Source organism: Dendronalium sp. ChiSLP03b (assembly GCF_034531165.2).
Classification (GTDB): Bacteria; Cyanobacteriota; Cyanobacteriia; order Cyanobacteriales; family Nostocaceae; genus Dendronalium; species Dendronalium minutum.
Window position 1 is genome coordinate 206230 of sequence record NZ_JAVRBR020000016.1, and the last position, 17125, is coordinate 223354.

The 17125-nt window shown below is 40.3% G+C and carries 13 protein-coding genes and 1 pseudogene; 8 read left to right on the forward strand and 6 right to left on the reverse strand.

Annotation, left to right across the window (positions count from 1 at the left end):
- Nucleotides 1–325: 325 nt before the first annotated feature.
- The 3 genes from mrdA to RMY31_RS04110 all read left to right on the forward strand — a co-directional run bounded on the left by mrdA (nt 326) and on the right by RMY31_RS04110 (nt 6293).
- Nucleotides 326–2140, forward strand: coding sequence for a penicillin-binding protein 2 (gene mrdA, locus RMY31_RS04100; protein ID WP_322657005.1), 1815 nt, complete (start codon nt 326–328; stop codon nt 2138–2140).
- A gap of 580 nt (nt 2141–2720) precedes the next feature.
- A complete protein-coding gene (locus RMY31_RS04105; RefSeq protein ID WP_322657006.1) occupies nt 2721–3782 on the forward strand; it encodes a J domain-containing protein in 1062 nt (353 codons plus the stop codon).
- Nucleotides 3783–3962: 180 nt separating this feature from the next.
- The gene (locus RMY31_RS04110) at nt 3963–6293 is read left to right on the forward strand and encodes a PhoD-like phosphatase (RefSeq protein ID WP_409877312.1); all 2331 of its coding nucleotides are present in this window, start codon (nt 3963–3965) and stop codon (nt 6291–6293) included.
- Nucleotides 6294–6508: 215 nt separating this feature from the next.
- On the opposite strand, the pseudogene RMY31_RS04115 reads toward RMY31_RS04110, so the two are convergent.
- Nucleotides 6509–6619, reverse strand: a pseudogene (locus RMY31_RS04115) (fasciclin domain-containing protein); the annotation flags it as partial.
- A 339-nt stretch (nt 6620–6958) separates the two neighbouring features.
- Here RMY31_RS04115 and RMY31_RS04120 point away from each other — a divergent pair.
- Both RMY31_RS04120 and RMY31_RS04125 read left to right on the forward strand, forming a co-directional pair.
- Nucleotides 6959–8050: a glycosyltransferase family 4 protein gene (locus RMY31_RS04120; protein WP_322657008.1), complete on the forward strand. Its 1092-nt coding sequence runs from the start codon at nt 6959–6961 to the stop codon at nt 8048–8050.
- Between the two features lie 222 nt (nt 8051–8272).
- Nucleotides 8273–8746, forward strand: a complete 474-nt coding sequence (locus RMY31_RS04125) for a hypothetical protein (protein WP_322657009.1) — start codon at nt 8273–8275, stop codon at nt 8744–8746.
- Between the two features lie 52 nt (nt 8747–8798).
- On the opposite strand, the gene RMY31_RS04130 is transcribed toward RMY31_RS04125, so the two are convergent.
- The 3 genes from RMY31_RS04130 to RMY31_RS04140 all read right to left on the reverse strand — a co-directional run bounded on the left by RMY31_RS04130 (nt 8799) and on the right by RMY31_RS04140 (nt 11300).
- Complete coding sequence (locus RMY31_RS04130) at nt 8799–9911, reverse strand: HAMP domain-containing sensor histidine kinase (RefSeq protein ID WP_322657010.1); 1113 nt, start codon at nt 9909–9911, stop codon at nt 8799–8801.
- 255 nt (nt 9912–10166) lie between these two features.
- Nucleotides 10167–10343 (reverse strand): hypothetical protein, encoded by a 177-nt coding sequence (locus tag RMY31_RS04135; protein ID WP_322657011.1) that lies wholly within the window; start codon nt 10341–10343, stop codon nt 10167–10169.
- Nucleotides 10344–10988: 645 nt separating this feature from the next.
- Entirely contained in the window at nt 10989–11300 is a 312-nt protein-coding gene (locus RMY31_RS04140; protein WP_322657012.1) for a hypothetical protein, read from the reverse strand.
- 409 nt (nt 11301–11709) lie between these two features.
- Here RMY31_RS04140 and RMY31_RS04145 point away from each other — a divergent pair, with 409 nt between their 5' ends.
- Entirely contained in the window at nt 11710–12006 is a 297-nt protein-coding gene (locus RMY31_RS04145; RefSeq protein ID WP_322657013.1) for an RNA recognition motif domain-containing protein, read from the forward strand.
- 260 nt (nt 12007–12266) lie between these two features.
- Nucleotides 12267–12980, forward strand: coding sequence for a response regulator (locus RMY31_RS04150; RefSeq protein ID WP_322657014.1), 714 nt, complete (start codon nt 12267–12269; stop codon nt 12978–12980).
- 387 nt (nt 12981–13367) lie between these two features.
- Here the strand turns inward: RMY31_RS04150 and RMY31_RS04155 are convergent, their stop codons facing one another.
- Both RMY31_RS04155 and RMY31_RS04160 read right to left on the reverse strand, forming a co-directional pair.
- Nucleotides 13368–13556 (reverse strand): hypothetical protein, encoded by a 189-nt coding sequence (locus RMY31_RS04155; protein WP_322657015.1) that lies wholly within the window; start codon nt 13554–13556, stop codon nt 13368–13370.
- A 727-nt stretch (nt 13557–14283) separates the two neighbouring features.
- Nucleotides 14284–15477, reverse strand: a complete 1194-nt coding sequence (locus RMY31_RS04160) for a tetratricopeptide repeat protein (RefSeq protein ID WP_409877283.1) — start codon at nt 15475–15477, stop codon at nt 14284–14286.
- 192 nt (nt 15478–15669) lie between these two features.
- On the opposite strand from RMY31_RS04160, the gene RMY31_RS04165 reads away from it, so the two are divergent.
- Nucleotides 15670–17094: a protein kinase domain-containing protein gene (locus RMY31_RS04165; RefSeq protein WP_322657017.1), complete on the forward strand. Its 1425-nt coding sequence runs from the start codon at nt 15670–15672 to the stop codon at nt 17092–17094.
- Nucleotides 17095–17125 lie beyond the last annotated feature (31 nt).

Below are 17125 nucleotides of genomic sequence, written 5' to 3' on the forward strand. Positions count from 1 at the left end.
AATTGTAACTTAATTGCCGGACTTGATATGACTCCTCACTCAGCACTTTACCCTAGACCTAATAATCAAATATATCCGGTAAGAGCTTGGCACATTTGTATACAGATAATACTCATTTAAAATTCTTTTTGTCTGATGCCAAATTGAGAAAAGCTGTATGATTCAAGAGGGGATAATAAATTGTAAATTGCCTGTATCAAGGGGCGCAAGGTCTTGCGTCCCTAAAAATTACGAATTACCCTCCGGTGACGCTCGCAAGCTCGCTAACGCTGCGCTAACGGCAGTTCCTCTTTGGGGAAAGCCTCACAAATTACGAATTATTATTATGGCCTTATTGCACCCATCTCCACTTAGTGAGAAAAAAAATACTCGCACGGTAGGACAGAGTTCTCAGTCTGTATTTTTAATTTTATTTACCTTATTAATGACGACAGGTATAGGTATTCGTTTGGCATACTTGCAAATTATTGAAGGACCGAAACTCCGGCAAAGAGCGGAAGCAAACCGAATTCGGATGATTCCCAAACAACCAGAAAGGGGTAATATTTTTGACCGGAATGGCAAAATTTTAGCCAGTACGCGCTATTCTCGTTCTGTATATTTATGGCCGATGGCACATCAAAAGCTGTCATGGTCGTTTGTTGGTCAGCGTCTAGAGAAAATTCTGGGAATTCCCCAACAAGAGATAGAAAAGAAACTACAACAGGCAGGTGCTAACTCTTCTTCCCTGGTCCGAATTGCTCGTGATTTAAACGAAGCACAAATCACGGCTTTAAAAGAGTATGAAAACGAACTTCAAGAGGTGGAAATACATACGGACGCTGTTCGCTATTATCCTCACGGTAAAGAATTGGCACATGTGCTGGGATATACGCGAGAATTGACCGCAGAACAGTTAAACCAAAAGCAGCAGGAAGGCTACCAACTAGGAGATGTGATTGGTCAGATGGGAGCCGAAAAAGCCTACGAAAGAATACTCCGGGGTGAATGGGGCGGTCAGCAGGTAGAAGTGGATGGGGCTGGACGACCGCTGCGAGTGTTGGGAGAAAAACAGGCAAAAGCTGGTAAAGATTTACACTTGACTATAGATTTGGATATACAGAAAGCAGCAGCAAAAGCTTTAGGCGATCGCGATGGTGCGATCGTTGCACTCGATCCAAAAAATGGTGCTGTCTTAGCAATGGTGTCTCACCCCACCTTCGATCCCAATATCTTCTCAAAGCAAAAACTCTCTCAAAAAGATTGGGAAACTGTACAAGGTGCAGACCATCCCTTGGTTAATCGCGCCCTTAGTGCCTTTCCACCCGCTAGTACCTTCAAAATTGTCACCGCGACTGCTGGGCTGGAATCAGGTAAATTTTCTCCTAGTACAGTGCTACAAACTTATGGTTCTTTAAACATTGGCGGCACCCGATTTGGTGAGTGGAACCATGCTGGTTTTGGACCGTTGGGTTTTGTGGGGGCATTACAGTGGAGTAGTGATACCTTCTTCTATCAAATTGGTAGGGGAGTCGGTGGTTCAACTTTGATTGAATGGACTCGCAAATATGGATTTGGCAAAAAAACCGGCTTTGAGTTTTCCTCAGAAGAAACAAAAGGTCTAGTGCCAGATGAGACATGGAAGCAGAAAGTTTGGAAAATGCCTTGGACTGTAGGTGATAGCATTAATATGTCAATTGGTCAAGGTGCTTTACAAACTACACCTTTACAAGTCGCCATCATGTTTGCTGTGCCAGCTAATGGTGGTTATCGAGTCCAACCACATTTGCTCAAAGATAACGAACAAGCAAAAAGCTGGCGAGAATCTTTGAATATGAAACCGACAACCGTAAAAATTCTTCGCGACGGACTGCGAAAGGTAGTAGCTGAAGGTACTGGTAAAGCTTTGAATCAGCCAACAATTCCGACCGTAGCTGGTAAAAGTGGTACTGCTGAGGCGTGGAAGGGTCGTGTAAAACAAAATCACGCTTGGTTTGGTGCCTATGCCCCTGCTGATAAACCCGAACTGCTAATCGTAGCATTTGCCGAACATTCTGGTGGTGGTGGTGGTAGCATTGCCGCCCCGATGATTTTAAAAATTATGGAGGATTATTTCCAACGCAAGTATCCTGGCAAGTATCAGAAACCGGCAACCGAGTGAGGGAGGTAAGAAAGCAGAGGGGAGGACACTTACGTGCGGTGAGGGGGTCGCAGTCTTGGTGAATCCACTTGCCGTCTTGGCGGTTTCCGTCACGATGGCAAAGTGGCGAACCCGAAGGGCGGTTCCCGTCGATTGCGATAGCGTTAGCGAGTCCTCGAGCGTCAGGGGGGTTCCCCCCATTGACGAAAGTGTCCGTTGCAGAGGGGTAGGCGAAAATTAAGGATGCAGGGCAAGGAGAAAAACTCCTGTAGAAGCGAACGACCGTTTACTCTTACTGATTCATGTATAACTGCATGCGATCGTACTGCACAATCAAGTCCAGGGTTTTGCTGTGACAACAAATTGGGATAGGTAATATTGTTGGAAAAACAAGGTAATGTATAAGAAACTGTCTGTATCAAGTAGAGGTGTGTTGCAACACGTCCTTACTAATTACGAATTAGTGTTAAAAGCATCGCTTAACCTAACAATACCAATTGCTTAAATCTATCAGGATAAGATGCCATTTGTAAATATCTAACTGAAAGATGTAAGCAGATTCGTCTTATACCTTTTAAGCTAAATCAAAGTTACCTATTCTATGGCTCGTTCAGCATCATCTTCATCCCACTCCAACCCAAAAAAGTCACTGGCTCTTTCTTCCTATCATATCCGTCTAGAAGCCCTAGAGAAAGAACATCAATGGCTACTGAAACAGATTAAGAGAAAACGGACTGAATTGAATAACTTTGTCGAGCAGATGCGTTCCTTGGCTACAGAAATATTTCATCGATGCACTCCTAGTTTTGAAAAGCTCGTAGATATTGACCGGGAAATTCATACACTATTTGATGAAATATTTAGTACGAGAAAGTTTGGCAAACAAACCAAGAAAGATGTTGAAGGAATTTACCATAGCCTCCAGTTAGCGGGAATCATTAGTCCAAAAATCGAACAAGAAGATGAAGATACAGAATTAGACGAACTATTTGAAACTAACGAGCAGGAAAATAATTTCTCTCAAGAAGAGACTGATAAACGCTATCAGTATCAGCAAACCCAACAAGATATCGAATCACCCATTGTAAATAAAAATGATTCTTCAAGAAAAGTTCGCCAGACATTTTTAAGGTTAGCTGAAATCTTCCACCCCGATAAAGTTACAGATGGCGAAACGCAAATGCGTCATACAGAAATTATGAAGGAAATTAACAAAGCTTACCAAGAAGGAGATTTTGCTCGACTGTTGGAAATTGAACGACAACATCAGGTAGGAGAAAATATTAACATTAATAATGAAGATGATTTAACCCGAAAATGTACTCGTTTAGAACAGGAAAATGAATTCTTAAAAACTCAATACGAAACATTGAAACGGGAATTACGTTTAGTGAAAAATACTCCAGAAGGAGAGATGGTTTCTGATTGTAGAAAAGCTGCTCGAGCAGGGATAGACCCGATGGATCAGATGTTAAAACAAGTTGAAGCCCAAATTCAAGTTATTTCTTCTATCCGCAATTTTGTACAGGACTTTCGAGAACAAAAAATAACTATCAAAGAATTTCTCCGCGGTCCAGAAGTTTTGCGCTCCTTGAATCGGGAAATTATGGAAGATCTGCTCGAGCAGATGTTTGACGAATTGGGTGTGATTGTGAGGTTTTAAAATAGCGATCGCACTTTTCAAAAGAAGTTGGTATTGAAATACGCTGATTGACAGTTCTATAAAATAGGAAAATTAAATATGCTTCCATCTACATATCCATAACACCTCTTGTTAGAACAAATGAGCGAGTATGGGTTTGTGAGAAGCTTGCTATTTATTAAACAGTTTGTGCGGTTTGCAATGAACTATCAATCTGGGGACGAGTTTTTACAGGACATGCCGCTAATTTTGGCGGGGCCGATTTTACAACATATAGATCCCGAATCGGTTACGGTCTGGGTGGCACTGAAAGTGCCTAGTCAGGTAGAACTCAAGGTTTACGACACTACAAATGACGGTACTGTGCTAGGACATTCTCTGTTAGAGGGAAGACGCTCTACTGTTGCCTTGGGAAAATCGCTACATGTTGTGGCAGTAACAACTCAGTCTACAGGTAGGCAATGTTTAGAAAGCGATCGCATCTATGCCTATGACTTGCAATTCACCGAACAGACCTCTCAAACTCAGCAAACTTTACAGCAAGCTTTACAATCAAACCACTTTCCAACTGTTAACATCAGCTATTTTGCCCATCAAAAACCAACATTTGTGCTGCCGCCGAGCCTTGTTGAAGATTTACGAATTGTCCATGGTTCCTGTCGCAAACCGCACGGGCATGGGTTTGATGCATTACCCGTCCTAGATTGCCTGATTGAGGATACTGCAAATCAGCCACGAAAACGTCCCCATCAACTGTTTCTCACGGGCGACCAAATTTATGGCGATGACGTTGCTGAGCCGCTATTGTGGGTATCCACCATGCTGGGTGACGCGCTGCTGGGTTGGGAAGAGAGGCTACCAGTCACTCAAAGGCAGCCTACGGATGTTCCTGATTACACACCCAAGCAGTTGCCTCCCGGACATCGGGCTGATGTTGCTACTTACCAAGCTGGCTTCACCGCTGGATTACACAATAAAGCTGACAAGGTTGCCAGTCACCTGCTCAGTCTGGGCGAGTATTACGCATCTTACCTATTGGTTTGGTCGCCAGTGTGCTGGCCAGTCACTTTCCCTAGAGGAAAAGAGAGAATGGATACTCGCAAAGCGAGTCGGCGATGGGATCGGCAAGTTCGGGATATGCAGCAATTTATCCATACCCTCTGGAAAGTGCGGCGGGCGATCGCTAATATTCCCATGTACAGCATCTTTGATGACCATGATGTCAGCGATGACTGGAACCTCAACCAAGCTTGGTGTTTACGGGTACTGGGAAAACCCTTGGGGCAACGCACCGTGCAAAACGCTTTGTTAGCTTATGCAGTTTTTCAGGGATGGGGCAATACACCCAAGCAATTTGCAGCGGGTCAATCTGGTGAAAAATTATTGGCAGCGGCTCAGGATTGGTCTGCTTCTCAGGGAACGGATACCACAGCCGAACATGCGATCGCTCGTTATGTGGGGATGCCAACCATTAACCCACATACCAAATTACCTGAGTTTATTCAAGATGGCCCCGTGTTCGTGCTAAAGCGTCACCCGGAGGCACTCACTTGGCACTATACGGTACGCAGCCATTGCCATGAAGTGATTGTTTTAGATACGCGTACATGGCGGGGTTATCCTGCTGACCAAAAAACCACAGCACCACCAATGCTGCTATCTCCACAAGCCTTCGAGCGCCAACTCTCTTTACCTCTACAACAAATATCTGAAATTCCAGCCACATTTTTGATTGCACCTACGAATCTATTCGGTTTGAAAGTAATTGATTGGATTCACCATTGGGAGTTGCGACGTGACAAAGTCTTTGCTACAGATGTTGGAGACGCTTGGAATATTCACTCTGAAGCATTGGCGCAATTTCTAATTACTTTGTTTGAGCAACGCCAACAAGTGATTGTTCTGTCTGGAGATATTCACTACAGTTCTGTTATCCGCTTGTCTTATGCAGATGCTTCTTCAAATTTTCAAGCTAAATCTGTCTTGGTACAGTTAACCGCTAGTGCATTGAAGAACGAAGAGCCGATTACTCGCATCCTGCATACAAGACTGAAAGACTGGCTTTTACCGGAAAAAGTACGACGTTGGATTGGATGGTCGCATCCACCCAATATGGTAGAAAAAACAGCCAGACATTCGCACGACATTAGCGCGAAGCACCTTGTCGCAGTACATAGCCAGCCGCCAACAAAACCTGATTGGAATTGTGCGTTGGAGTGGATTCCGCGACAAAAGACTTATGTTTCTTATTTTGGAGCCAATTTGCCGTGGCTCAGGACTCCAAGGCAAAAAGCAAAAAACGACAAATGGCGATGGTTACAGCGTCTAATGTTTTGGAAATCCCCCTGGTTTCAAGATGGACGAGAAGTGGTTGGATTTAATAATTTAGCCTTAGTTCAGTTTGAGTTGACACCCAGTAACTCTTACAAAGTTATTCAAGATTTATACTGGTTTTCTTCCTGGTATCCCACCCAAATTGTTTATAGCCGCTATGAAAGTGAGCTTGTACCTAACCAGTCTTTGTGGAAATGAGGAAGACACAAGGCATATTTAGATAAAGTAGACCTGAGTGGCATAGATATTGACAGGGCAAATATGCAAAGAGCAGGATTGACTGAAACAAAGATGCCTGACGGAACACTTCACAACTAAATGAGTTAAGTCATTTTTAACGTAAATTTATAAATCTAGGCAGTAGTAAGGGAACAAATATAAATGATTACTGCCTTAGAAATAGTGTTGTTTATCTAAGCATTTACTTCAGCAGTAAACAACACTATGCCAATGATGTGAATAACACCGTTATCGTCAGCAACATCTGGTCTTGTAACAGTGGCTTTATTTACCTTAACACTATTATCAAACTTAGTTTTTCGCGTCCAACCCGCCGTCTTAATTACGATCGTTGGATAAACGGTGCTAAAAGACTGTATTGTCAAGCTGCTGAAGAACCATAATGTAATTAGTACAAATCGCACATAAGCACAAAATTATAAAAAATAAAATTTATTTACTTCTAAAAAAGAGAGTAATTTCCCTATATAAAGTAATCAATCAATTTGGAAAATAAAGCATAAGATTGAGAGGAGATTCTTAATAAATACTGTGTTTTTAGTGCTGAATCAATCCTTTATAAGCACTATTTAAACACGAAAGAAACATTTCTAGATAATTTCTGACTTTTTAAGAGGTTTGTGATGCGAATAGCTCAGATCGCCCCACTATGGGAGAGAGTACCGCCTCCAGCTTATGGAGGTATTGAGTTAGTAGTAGGGTTGCTGACCGATGAATTAGTTAGACGCGGACACGAAGTAACTTTATTTGCATCTGGAGATTCTATCAGTCTGGCAAAACTCGTATCAGTTCACCCCCGCGCCCTCAGACTCGATTCTACTATTAAGGATTGCAGCATTTACGAGATGCTGAATCTAGCTTCAGTATATGAACGGGCAAAAGAATTTGATATTATTCACGCCCATACTGGACATGGGGCGTTAGCCTACGCAAATCTGGTCAGCACTCCAACAGTTCACACGTTGCATGGTATTTTCACGCCAGACAACGAAAAAATGTTTAGATTTGGAAAAAATCAACCCTACGTTACTATTTCCAACGCACAAAGGGAACCAAGGTTAGAACTGAATTATCTAGCAACGGTCTACAACGGAATTGATGTCAGTAGTTATGAGTTTCATACCCAACCAGAAGATCCTCCCTACCTGGCGTTTCTGGGTCGGATGTCTCCTGAGAAAGGAGCGCACTTAGCAATAGAAATTGCCAAGCAAGCTGGTTGGCGCTTGAAAATGGCAGGTAAGATAGATGCCGTTGATGTGGAATACTTTGAGAAGGAAATTAAACCACATATTGACTCTAAACAAATTGAGTATCTGGGTGAAGCTAACCATGTTCAAAAAAATGCCCTCATGGGAGGTGCAGTAGCAACTCTGTTCCCTATCACTTGGCGAGAACCGTTTGGGTTGGTGATGGTTGAATCAATGGCTTCGGGCACGCCGGTAATTGCTATGAAACTGGGGTCTACTGTCGAAGTCATTGCCGACGGTAAGACAGGTTTCCTCTGCAATAATATTCAAGAATGCATCAGTGCCATCGAGCGGGTAACTCAGTTAGACCGCTTTACTTGTCGGCAGCATGTCGAAAATTGTTTCAGCACTCGGCAAATGACTACTGGTTATGAAGCAGTTTATCAACAAATTCTGACAGAGCGATTTGCTCAAAATGGGCATTTCGCTGGTGGTAGTTTGCTAAGTTTAGCTACCAGCCAAATCTAGTTAATTTGAACTTGTCTTTAATCGTCTCTATATGTTAGCGATCGCCATCTAAATCGCTTTGACCTAAATGTAAAGCTGAGCGCATCTAAAGCACATCAGCTTTACAGTCGAGATGGAACTCTACATTATCTCCAAATCCCAACAAAGCAGTGTTAAATTTTGCATACTAATAATTCTTACTCTTCAGTAAGTATCATTGAATAAATACAATCACGAGATAAAATGGAATCTGAAACAATTCAAAACCAACAGCAGCTAGATTACAAAGTCTTGTTAGCCAATGCAAAGCTTGCCTTAAAAGTTGAATATCAGAGATCAGCCGCTTTAATTTCAGAACTGCAAGCTATAAAAACTCAGTTAGCACAAGTTCAGGCTGAAAACAAAATCTTGAGAGAAAGTGCTTATAAAGATGTAATTAAACACTTTGAGGCACGCACCCAAGCAGCAGAAGCACAATCACTAAAAGCTGAAGTGCGTCAACAGTTCATTGAAGCTAATGGTTGCAAGGATGATGAGAGCTTTAACACTTTATGGGACAGCATTAAAAATAAGATTCAGATCAAAGACGGTGAGGTAAGAATTGTGGCTCAAAATGGCACCCCTAAGTTCACCTTAAATGGCAAAATGATGACTTTGAGGGATTTTGTTCAATCGCTTAAACAAGACCCAATCTCTAGAAAATTTTTCTTGAACTAGCCTACCTGGGAAACTTCTTGGTCAAATCGGCATCTGATATTGACTGCGGACTTTAAATAACTCTTGGATCTTTTGGTAATTTAATCACAAAGCTTGTGCCTTTAGCCTTAAGGCTTTCAACGAAAACTATGCCTTGATGTGCTTCAGTAATGCTTTTAACCAGAAATAAACCTAAACCCCATCCCTTCTGGTTTTCAACAGATTTGGCTCGACGAAATTGTTGGAATAATGTTGACTGTTCTTCACGTGCAATAGGATTACCTTTATTGTGAACTGTAAGCTTTACATGCGCTTCGGTTTCTTCAAGCACGATCGTGATTGGCATGTTGCGATCGCCGTATTTAACAGCGTTAATTGCCAAGTTTTCAATCATCCGGCGTATTTCCTTTAAGCTGCAATAACTGATAATAGGATGAGAAGATACAAAAATAAATCTCTCTCCGTAAGTAAAGTTGAGATCCTGTACTAAATCTCTCAATACAACGTCTAGTTTACATTCTTCAAAATTAAGCTCTAAGCTCTGCCCCGCCCGAATCCTGCTGGCATCAAGCAAATCTTGAATCATCGAATCTAGCCGATTGATTGCCTTATCAATTCTATTTGCGATATTTATATGAAGATCGGTTCTTTCAGGATGTCCAATAATAATTTGAGCTCCCATTTTTGCTACATTCATTGGTCCCCTAAGATCGTGGGTAAGAGTAACCATAAATAGTTCTTGAATATCTTGAAGAGTCTTTGAAAACTGAGTGGCAGCATCGTTAACAGCTTGCTCAATTGAGTTAATTATAATATCTCGTTCATTTATTTCTAAAGGTGTTTCTTCTTCCATAACTTGGAAAAGTACCTGCCGCAGGATATGGTACTCTAAGATGACTTGATCTAACGAATAGTTTACAAAACTAGCTCGTTCATGGCCATGCTGATTACCAATACGAGTGCTTTCTACCTTATCCGCGGCTATTTGCACAGAAGTCTTTTCAACTTTATTCGATAGTTCCTCTGCAATTTGGCTTAAATATTCAGGTAACGAATTCTGCAATGAAAGAGAGGTTTGATGAATAGCTGCACTTATTTCATTGCGAGCTCGCTCCTCCCATAGCTGCATAATTTTTTTTAAGTTTTTTTTAAGATGGTCAGAAGCTTGATTAGGGATTTTCTGCATGAAGATACTAAGCACTAGGAAAAAAATATTTGTAGACTCGAAGCTTAAATATTGACTTTTACTAGGAGTTACATTTCCTAGCCTTTCCTGATAATTCAGCTTAGTTTCTTGGATTCAACACATGATTTCCTATGTAATATAACTGTCCCACATTAGGCTGTTAACAGTATTGACTTAAACTAAGCTGCTCCGTAACTAGGGTAGCTTAGTTTACTTAATCCTATATACTATGCGGCGATAGCTTTTATAAAAAAACTATTCATCTTCGTCTCCTGGCGGTCGTTCGCTCCCGCTTTGTTGGGCATTCCATTCCAAAACAATGCGCTCCAACATTTCAGACTGTGTACAGTTATTCACAGCAGCGTACATTTTAATCAACTGTCTGACTTTAGGACTAATGTAGCGTATCTCTAGTTGGTTACTTTGTGCCATGTCTGTTAACGCTTGCTATCTATTACATATGTTGAACTATTAAACTGTGTCTGTTGCAATAAGCTTTTTTAATAGCGATCGCTTACTATCGTCTGCTATTCTCAAGATCGCCAATCCCAAAACAACACAAACATCACAGCGAGTGTAATTTTAAAGCAGGCGATCGCACGCTCGTTTAGTTTTTCCAAAAAAACAAAGAGGGACTTTTTATCTTTTTGTTTTGAGGTATTTGCAGTTGATTACATTTATGTGGAGGCAAGACGGCTTTGAGACTGGCGATTTCCATAAAGCGATCGTCAGACTCAAAAGATTAGGTATACTGAGGGTAAATCAATAGTGCTTTCATCAAATCCTTTTTGCACAATTGTCTGTACCACAAACACCTATCAAAAGCCGAAACCATTTCCTAGAGATTCACGCTCGGCTCGTTGAACTGGAATGTTACCTTAAGTAAATCAAAGTCCAAAGGTAGTATTTGACACCATTATTCGAAGTACTATAAATAGGTACATAGAGATGATACAAATGCTAAAATCATTAATTTGTCGTTAACCGTTTATAATTGCAACACATCTGTATGAAACTTTGTAATACCTTCGCTAACTGTATCAACGAAGATATTTTTAGTACTTAAAATAAAAAACTTTAGTTTTGTTCTTTCTCTAAAGTAATAAGGCTAGAGTTAGGCTTATCCTGGACGCTACTCACACAAAAATTAATGTGGTCGCGGATAGCTCGCTCATAAACTATAGTCTGCTTTGTTCGTATTCCTATAGGTTGATATATCAAGATAATTTCAGGAAAGTCGGACCAATACATCAGAAAAATATCTTTGGCAGGAGTAATAATTTCATAATTATTCTCTTGTCTTTTCTTCTTTAGCCTACAATTATTCAATTGTAATTTTTGTCTAAATAATTTTTCAAATTCTAGAATTAGATTTGAAGTGGTTTGCATATTTTGTACACCTTAAAACGTGTTATGTAGGCAAATAATATCTGGTGATGTTACTGAGTATAACACTTCAGCTACTTATCATAAAATTTAGTGTATTCTTTTAGAGTTTGTTTGAGAATTGAGGTTAATTTCCCCTCCTCAGCATGACGGAAGCTGGCTCAGTCCTAGTGAATTTTTTTGCAGTTTTGTGCTAATGTACCATAACCTAGCTATTAATTGTTTACATGACTTTATATAACGCTTTTCCAATTTTCTGCCTGAAAGTTGTCTGCTGTGTCATGATGGGAGATGAGAGTTAATTCGGTTAACAGCGTTTGTTTTTAGTATTGACAGGCTTTTTGTTTTTGGTATTTACAAACTTTTCTCCGAAACCTAAATCTCTACACATTTATAGTTTCGGAGACAATCTATGTCAGTTTATGTAGGCAATCTTTCTTACGAAGTTACAGAAGAAAACCTAAATGCTGTGTTTGCAGAATATGGTTCTGTCAAGCGGGTTCAGTTACCTACTGACCGTGAAACAGGACAGCTGCGAGGTTTTGGTTTTGTAGAAATGGGTACAGATGCTGAAGAAACAGCTGCCATTGATGCACTCAATGGTGCAGAGTGGATGGGACGTGACCTGAAAGTGAATAAGGCTAAGCCCAGAGAAGAAAGAGGTTCATTTGGTGGTAATCGGGGAAATAACTTCCGCAACCGCTACTAAGTTTCATGGATTTAGCTGTTTGAGCTAACTAACCCATTAATCTAGCAAATTAATTTTATTTAGCAGTGGCTCAGGCAAGAATGCTTGAGCCTTTTTGATATAACATTTAAACTGAAGAATATTTGAATTTATAAATCCATCTAAGGATGAATTGAATAAAGCTTGTCCAAGCTTCATAATTCTTAAGCTATAGAAAAATTATTTTCAAAACAATTTAGAACTTTTGTCTCTAAATATTAGCAAAAATTTGAGGCTTAGAAATGAATACAATCCGTGTAGTTTTAATTGAAGATCATGAGCTTACACGAGTTGGCATACGTGCTGCTTTGCAGAAATTGGATGACTTTGAGGTCATCGGTGATGCTAGAGATGCTAAATCGGGTCTGAAGTTGCTCGAGTCTACTCAACCAGATATTGCAATTGTCGATGTGGGTTTGCCTGATATGAGCGGTATTGAGTTGACTCAACACTTCTTAAATTCAATGGACAAAGAACAGACCCCCAAAACTAAAATTTTAATTATGACCATGCAAGATAGCGAAGATACTGTTCTGGCTGCCTTCGCTGCGGGAGCAGATTCTTACTGCATGAAAGATACAAGTATTGATAAATTGGTAGATGCTTTGCAAATCACTGCTAGTGGAAATTCCTGGATTGACCCAGCGATCGCTCGCATCGTGTTGCAACAAACTCAGAAAGCTTCAATTGCTGCCAATGCTCGACCACAGACAACTGCAATCAATGGCTTGTCACCGGAATCTAGTCACATCGTCGAAACTTATCCCTTGACTGTACGAGAATTAGATGTCTTAAAGCTGATTGTGGATGGATGCAGCAACGCTGCGATCGCAGAGAAACTCTATATTTCAGTAGGTACAGTTAAGACTCACGTTCGGAATATTCTCAACAAGTTATGTCTCAGTGACCGGACTCAAATAGCAGTTTGTGCTTTACGAGGTGGATTAGTCGCTTAAAGTTAAATGATACTGCTTCTCACCAAAACTACAGCAATTCCTTCAGTGGTCATCCTCAGCTGATTGCCAACGAGAAGATTGCGATCGCCGACAGTCTAAACACTACATAATGCACCAAGTGCAACTTTTCTGCCACTTGAGTCAATGCTGCCTTCAAAAAACTGATAAATTTTCAAAGGCGATCGCGTTCCGCTTGATATCTTCATGCTTGCTCTATTTTTTACACACTACTTTAGCTTGATATAGGCTTTTTACCTTCAATAAATTATGCTCGGTTTAGTGTAACCGAACATTGATGATATTTAGCGACAATTATAATAATTATCCCATCACGATCGCCTTAAAGTTAAAAGATGCACATACAATTAACTCCGTATTGGGAGCTTATTAACCATTCAATTTAATGACACCTTGACTCACTAAATATTCAAGCTTCTCATTATGCTGTATTTGCTCGCGCACTAACCTAATCTGCTGGTGAGTGAGAATGTGTAATCCTGGACGGATAACATAATCTTTAATGATGATGCTTTGTGGCTGCTGGCTATCGGTGCGATTGTAAGTTATTGAAGGCATATTTGCAAAAGGCTCTTTAGCAAAATAGATACAAGAGAGTTTGATTTTGTATTCTTAATACAGCTTCATACTGATTCTTAACCAGAGTGCAGTTAGCAGTATTTAGTAGTTAAGAAACCAATAATTTGAGTGTTGAGCGATAATTTAAAACTGTATTAATAGGTAGTGAAACCTAAAATGCTGAAAGATTTCTAACGAGATATAGGACATACCTTTATTTTATATTGCCTTAATGCTCCACTAGTGATTATGGTTATTCCATCTAGTCTCAATGTAGAAATTTTTACTTTCCCCATAGAGCTAAATACAAAATGCTCTGACTCACGCTTAAATGGCTTACTGTCTTTACCCAATAAATACCTTGCTTTTGTATAGGAGACTTGTTTTCCTTGTAATCTTGATATAAATTGCTGTCTCAACATATGCTAACAGAGTATTAAAAAATTTACCAAAATACAAGAAAGAAAAATAATTCACAACCTTATATTGCCAATAAAACTGGAGTATACATAAAACTAATTCGAGAGAATAATGGTGTTACTTTTGTATCTCCAACACAATGACACCGAAACATAAAAAGTGTTTAGATGCCTACATCAAAGAGGAGAATCCCAAGTATAATAACCGCTGACAACTAACTCTTGTACAGACGCGATTAATGAGCCAGCGCGTTGCGGGGGTTCCCCCCGTTGTAGCGACTGGCATCGCGTCTCTCCTAATTTCTCACTCAGAACTTAATCAATCCCATTTCTCGCAAACCTTGACGCAATCTTTTTGCTTCTTGAGGGTTCTGCTGTTCGTGAAGGACGATCGCATTGCCAAAAGCTGTTAAACTAGCTTGGACATTGCCAACTTTCAACAACACTACCCCTAAGTTTTGATACGCTTCGGCATAACTGGGATTTAAACGGATGGCTTTTTGGTAAGAGGCGATCGCATCTGTAAATAAGCCAAAGGCTTTTTGGATCATTCCCAAATTGTAATGTCCGGCAGCAAAATTGGGGTCTATCTTCAAAGCTGTTTCATAAGCTGTTTTTGCACTGTTTAAATCGCCAGATGCTTTAAGTAAGTTACCCAAATTGTTGTATGCTCCTAATTTGAGTATGGGGTAAATTGGTAATTTAATGGCAGTTTGATAATGAGCAATAGCTTGTTGAGGATTTTGCAAACGACTGTAGGCAATGCCTAAATGGTAGTGCAGTTCATACAAAATTTCGTAGTTTTCTTCACAAGCAGCGACTCCTCGTTTCAGTAACTCCATACCTTGAGTAATTTTGCCAGTTTCCACATATAATGCCCCCAACTTACTGCAAACATAGGGATCGTGAGGATGGGTAGCGAAAAACTCTTCCATTGCCGCTGTGGCTTTGGCATGTTTGTTGTTTTGAGCGATCGCAATTTTTTGATATCCTTTGTGGAGAATGGCTACTTCTTGTAAATAACCTATCTGCCAATGGGGTTCCTTCGTTAAAATGGCGGCAACGCTGTCATCCACTAAGGCGTGATAAGGACGTTCAAAGCGAATATCTGAGTGATTGCGAAATAGTCGAGAAACCAGTGAGTAGGGAGATTGTGCTGCACCCACTTCTTGGCGGATGAGGTTCATGAGCAGATATTCTTCGTTTTGCATGACTGCCCTGATCTGCGGCACAATACTTGGTGTCAGAGTTTCATCAGCATCTAATACCAGAATCCAGTCACCAGTCACATATTTGAGAGCAGCATTGCGAGCAACACTGAAATTATTACACCATTGAAAGTGATGCACTTTTGCACCAAATTGTTTGGCAATATAGGGAGTGCGATCGCTTGAGCCTGTATCCAGCACGATCGTTTCATCTACAACGTTTTTGACACTGCTCAGACATTTTGGCAGTGCAGCTTCTTCATTTTTGACAATCATGCACAGACTGAGGCTCATACTAATTCGTAATTAAGACAGATAAGAAAATGCTTGATACAGAGGCTTTCCACTACGTTATATCATTACAGCCTCTTTGCTACCACCTGACAGCCGTCAGTCATCAACTAGCACTCAGCACTCATTATTATGTGCAAAAATCAAGATTAATGAATCAGTGAGTGCGTAATTCTAGGAGCAAGGGTGAATTTGATGCTGAGTCAAACGGTGGGTGGACGCTACCAAATACTCGCTCAACTGGGACAAGGAGGATTTGGCAAGACTTACTTAGCTTTAGACATGCAACGACCGGGTAAACCCCAGTGCGTTGTAAAGCATTTGAAACCACTCTCTAATGATGAATTCACTTTACGGGAAGCTAAACGATTGTTTGACTTAGAAGCAGCCACTCTTGAAAGTTTAGGAAAGCATGACCAAATTCCCCAACTGTTGGCTCATTTTGAAGAACATCAAGAATTTTATTTAGTTCAAGAATTTATTCCAGGTCATGACCTCAGTGAAGAACTACCTCCTAAAAGTAACCAACTGAGTCAGGCTCAGGTAATTAAACTTTTAAAAGAAATTTTGGAAGTTCTAAAGTTTGTCCATCAAAGCAATGTAATTCATCGGGATATTAAGCCTGCTAACATCCGACGTAGAAATTCAGATAGCAAAGTAGTACTGATTGACTTTGGAGCAGTCAAACAAATTAGTACTCAAATAGCTAATTCTAATGGGCAATCAAGTTTTACTGTTGCTATTGGGACTCCTGGTTATATGCCCAGCGAACAAGCTAATCAAGTCCCACAATTTAGTAGTGATATCTATGCAGTAGGAGTGATTGGTATCCAAGCATTGACAGGTCTAAATCCTGCTGATTTCAGTGGTTTAGGATTACCAAGAAACCCCAATACAGGAGAAATTGATTGGCATCATCACGCACAAATCAGCCCACAGTTAACAGAAATAATAGATACAATGGTGCGCTATGACTTTCGTCAGCGTTACCTAACAGCAGAATCAGCATTGCAAGCTTTAGAAAATCTAGAGAAGCCAGCAGTTACTCAAGTTCAGAAAAAACCACTTTCTATATCAGCCAAAAAAATTTTTATGGGAGTGGGAATCACCGCTGTAGTTGCGATCGCTATTATCTTATTCTCTCAATTCAAAACTCCTACGCCCATTGTTTTAACCAAAGAATACTCTGAGGATGGGGTAAAGATAAAATATCCAGAAGGTTGGACAAGACAAGATGTCAAAAACCCTGTTACTCAAGAATTAGTTATATTCTTGTCACCGAAACAAAGTGATGGCGATCAATTTCAAGAAAAGCTAACTATCAGCTTGGAAGACCTTTCTAGCACATTGGATGAATCTAGAAATTTATTTATTCAGGAAATCAAGAATTCTGTGTCAGAGGCGAAGATTGTAGATAGTAGTGAAACTACTCTGGCAAATAAAAGAGCGAATCAATTGATTTTCACAGGTAAGGATGGGGAAAATAGTTTAAAGAATCTGCAAGTTTGGACTTTAAAGGGCGAGCAGGCATACGTAATTACCTATACAGCAACAATAGATGATTATGATCGCTTTTTGCCAACAGCAGAGAAAATGATTCAGTCATTTGAAATTAATTAGGTAGGAGGCAGGAGACAGGAGGCAAAAGACA